3 protein-coding genes and 1 pseudogene are annotated in these 4,405 nt (G+C 48.3%); 3 read left to right on the plus strand and 1 reads right to left on the minus strand.

Annotated features, from left to right (window positions below; all coding sequences use genetic code 11):
- A pseudogene (locus ACRC32_RS26560) lies at nucleotides 1-262 on the plus strand (DUF1565 domain-containing protein); the annotation flags it as partial.
- 14 nt (nucleotides 263-276) lie between these two features.
- Here ACRC32_RS26560 and ACRC32_RS26565 read toward each other — a convergent pair.
- Nucleotides 277-1,668: a malic enzyme-like NAD(P)-binding protein gene (locus ACRC32_RS26565; protein WP_438556787.1), complete on the minus strand. Its 1,392-nt coding sequence runs from the start codon at nucleotides 1,666-1,668 to the stop codon at nucleotides 277-279.
- A gap of 173 nt (nucleotides 1,669-1,841) precedes the next feature.
- Between ACRC32_RS26565 and lepB the strand changes: the two genes are divergently transcribed.
- Nucleotides 1,842-2,423, plus strand: a complete 582-nt coding sequence (gene lepB, locus ACRC32_RS26570) for a signal peptidase I (protein WP_438556788.1) — start codon at nucleotides 1,842-1,844, stop codon at nucleotides 2,421-2,423.
- A gap of 291 nt (nucleotides 2,424-2,714) precedes the next feature.
- Nucleotides 2,715-4,405: AMP-dependent synthetase/ligase (locus tag ACRC32_RS26575; protein WP_438556789.1), on the plus strand; the 1,691-nt coding region annotated here is incomplete at its 3' end.

Genomic DNA, 4,405 nt, shown 5'->3' on the forward strand with positions numbered 1-4,405 from the left:
CGATCGCCCCGCCCGAATTGCTGCGGTGTCATCGCATAACTCTTCTCAAGTGGGAAGTTTGCGCTATCGAGTCTTGGTAGAAGCAGAAAACGCACCTACACAAGAAAAAGTGCGATCGCTCGTTCCTGGTTCGTTTCGGGTTTCTGCTAAGGGTAAAACAATTATGCAAGCGGGAGCATTTAGCGATCGCTCTAAGGCTGATGAAGTCGCGCAGTTACTTACTAGTAACGGGTTAAAAGCTAAAGTTGAACAGATGAATTAGCTTTCTTAATTCAATTAACACCGTGCAATTCCCTCCTGACGAGCAGCGCGTTGCACAGCCGCAGCTACAGTAGGAACAACTCTAGTGTCAAATATAGAGGGAATTATATATTCGCGGTTGAGTTCTGTGGATGTTACCAAAGAAGCGATCGCCTGTGCTGCTTCTAAAGACATCATGGTGGTTATTTTCGTGGCGCGACAGTCTAAAGCGCCGCGAAATACACCAGGAAATGCCAGAATGTTATCGATCTGATTTGGGTAGTCGCTGCGTCCCGTTGCCATAACTGCAACATCATCAGCCACGAGTTCTGGTTGTATTTCAGGGATGGGATTTGCCATCGCCATCACAATTGGTTTTTTTGCCATCGATCGCACCATATCCCGCGTTAATATCCCTGGGGCGCTAGCACCAATAAATATGTCAGTACCGACTAAAGCACCTGCCAAAGTTCCCATTTGACTGACAGCAAACTCTTGCTTTTGAGCAGTTAAATCTTGACGCTGGGTGGAAAGAATACCTTTAGAATCGCACAGCAAAATATGGACAGCACCAGCGTTTTTCAAAAGACGCGCGATCGCGACTCCCGCCGCCCCTGCACCGTTAATAACGATCCTCACTTCCGCTAGTGACTTATTAACCAACTTTAAAGCATTAGTCAGCGCCGCCAACGTCGCGATCGCTGTCCCCTGCTGGTTGCCGTGAAACACGGGAATATCTAATTCTTGCCGCAGCCGTTGTTCGATCTCAAAGCAGTGCGGGGCAGCAATATCTTCCAAGTTTATGCCACCAAATACGGGGACAATTTTTTTCACAGTAGCGATAATTGCTTCTGTATCCTGAGTCGCCAAACAAATTGGAAAAGCATTAATTCCAGCAAATTCTTTAAAGATCGTGGCTTTGCCTTCCATTACAGGTAATGCCCCCGCCGCCCCCAAATTTCCCAATTCTAAAACTGCACTCCCATCAGTGACGATCGCTACGGTGTTTTGTTTGATCGTCAGATTGTAGACTTGTTCTGGGTCACGGGCGATCGCCAAACAAACTCGCCCCACTCCTGGCGTGTATGCCATTGCCAAATCATCTTGACTTTTGAGTGGAAGTCTGCTGGTAACGGAGATTTTGCCACCCCGATGTAAATTAAAAGTGCGATCGTAGACATTAATCACTTCAATTTCTGGTAATGCCCGCACTGCCTGCACGATCGCCTCAGCCTGTTCCGTGCTAGCAGCATCTACAGTCAGATCGCGAATCGCCTGCGATCGCGTGCGTTCCACCAAATCAATTTGACCGAGAGTTCCACCACAAGAGGCGATCGCTTGAGTCACGCTAGCCAACATCCCAATGCGATTGGGAATCTGCAAGCGCAGCGTCAAGCTAAAACTAGAATTTGGAGATGGGTTAACCATACGAGGGAGTAGGGAGTAGGGAGTAGGGAGTAGGGAGTAGGGAGTCGGAGGACACCTCCGCACGCGACTGGCTCCTCCCTACTCCCGCATATAGTCGGGAACTCAAAGCTACAACGTCAGTCATAACTAACCAGTTATTGTACTTATAACTTGCATTTAACCTGCGTTTGCCAATGCCTAAGCGGAATCTCCAGCAGCCAAAACCAGAGAATTTTTTGTGGATAGAGGGACTGAAAACTGTAGGTCTGAGCTTGTTTTTAGCCTTTGGAATTCGTGCTGGTGTCGCCCAGTCTTTTTTTATTCCTTCTGGGTCAATGGAACCGACACTAGAAGTTGACGATCGCTTGATGGTAGATAAACTCAGCTACCGCTTCCAAGCACCCCAAAGAGGTGACATCGTAGTGTTTCAACCACCTCCTGCTGCAATCTCTGCGTGTGGCTTGCCATCTAACTCGCACGACTCGTTTATTAAGCGAATCGTGGGACTCCCGGGGGAACGAGTCGCAGTGATAGCGGGACAAGTGTATATCAACGAGCGCCCTCTAGCAGAAAGCTATATTGCCAGCAAACCAGATTACGAACGATCGGTTCGAGTTATCCCGCCGAATTCTTATTTGGTACTAGGAGACAATCGCAACAATAGCTGCGACGGACACGAATGGGGCTTTGTAAAACGCGATCGCATCATTGGTAAGGCGATCGTCCGTTTCTATCCTTTCGATCGCATTGGTATTTTTACTCGCGATCGCTCTTGAGATGAATGGGGTGTGGGGTGTAGGGTGTAGGGTGTAGGATGTAGGGACAAGGGAGATAAGGGAAACTTGAAGGACAAGGGGACAGAGAAAGCAGGTATGCAAGTGTGCAGGCGGGCAGGGGAGCAACTACCAACTACCAACTACCACTGAAACTGATAACTGATAACAGATAACTGACAACTGAATTTGTGTCCTAACTTAATAGCTCAAATGCATCTATCGCACGGTAAGTTGTATGTATATAGGACTGCCAACGAACTTTACCAGCGATTGAGTTTTGTCGCATGAGTTATGTCGCACAACCGCCCCTCTAACTTCTATTTCAACCTAACCGAGCGAGAACGCTCGAATTTAAAACGCACGGTCGATTATTCCAGCGTGCAGTCACTACCAGAAATTTGGGCGATCGCTGTCAAAAAATTCGGCGATACCGTGGCGCTGCACGATCCCCACGTCAAACCAGAGACAACTTTCACCTACAGTCAGTTGTACCAGCACATTCAAATCTTCGCCGCAGGGTTGCAAGCGCTAGGGGTAACAGCAGGCGATAGAGTTGGGCTAGTCGCTGATAATAGTCCGCGCTGGATGATCGCCGACCAAGGAATATTAACAGCTGGGGGAGTGGATGTCGTGCGTAGCTCCCAAGCGGAAAAACAAGAATTACTATACATCTTGGAACATAGCGGCAGCACAACACTGGTAGTAGAAGACCGCAAGATCCTGAATAAATTACGTGATGGTTTGGACAGACTACCGATTCATTTGGTGGTGTTACTCTCAGATGAAATCCTAGACGAAAGCGACTCGCTCAAAATTATGAATTTCTCCCAACTGATGGCGGTGGGAGAAAACCAACCACTCCAACCAGTGGCGCAGAATCGGGATACCCTTGCCACCCTGATGTACACTTCTGGGACGACAGGTAAGCCTAAAGGTGTAATGCTGTCTCACGGAAATTTGCTGCATCAAGTTACGTCATTTGGCGCAGTCGTACAACCAGAAATTGGCGATCGCATTCTCAGTATCTTACCTGTCTGGCACTGTTACGAGCGGAGTGTCGAATATTTCCTCCTTTCTCAAGGTTGTACGCAGATATACACGAATATTCGTCACGTCAAAGCAGACTTAAAAGCATTTAAACCTCGCCTGATGGTGGGCGTTCCTCGGTTGTGGGAGTCGATTTATGAAGGGGCGCAAAAACAGTTCCGCGACCAACCCGTTAAAAAACAACGTCTGATCTATTCCCTGTTAAATATCAGCCAACGTTATATAAAAGCACGGCGAATTGTTCGAGGGTTAGCATTAGATAACCTCTATCCTTCTCCATTGCAACGCCTGCAAGCTGGGATTCAAACCGCAGTTTTAGCACCGATTCACAATCTTGCAGATCGTTTAGTCTACAAACAGGTACGAGAAGCAACGGGAGGACGAATTAGGCAGGTGATTAGCGGTGGTGGTTCCCTTGCCATGCACCTCGAAAACTTTTTTGAAATTGTTGGTGTCGAAATTTTAGTAGGATACGGTTTAACCGAAACCTCTCCCGTGACCCACGTTCGTCGTCCTTGGCGCAATCTACGCGGTTCCTCTGGGTTGCCAATGGCAGGCACGGAAGCCAAAATCGTCGATCCTGAAACTCGCCAAACCCTACCACCGATGCAGCGCGGCTTGGTCTTGATCCGAGGACCCCAGGTGATGCAGGGTTACTACAAAAACCCAGAGGCGACAGCCAAAGCGATCGATCCTGAAGGTTGGTTTGATACTGGCGATTTAGGTCTAGTTACGCCAGCAAATGACATTGTATTAACAGGTAGGGCAAAAGATACGATTGTCTTGTCTAACGGGGAAAATATCGAACCGCAGCCAATCGAAGATGCCTGTCTGCGCAGTCCTTACATCGACCAAATTATGCTAGTCGGACAAGACCAGCGATCGCTCGGAGCCTTAATCGTCCCTAACTTAGAAGCATTGCAGCAGTGGGCAGT

The sequence above is a fragment of the Chroococcidiopsis sp. genome (assembly GCF_051657925.1).
Taxonomy (GTDB): domain Bacteria; phylum Cyanobacteriota; class Cyanobacteriia; order Cyanobacteriales; family Chroococcidiopsidaceae; genus Chroococcidiopsis.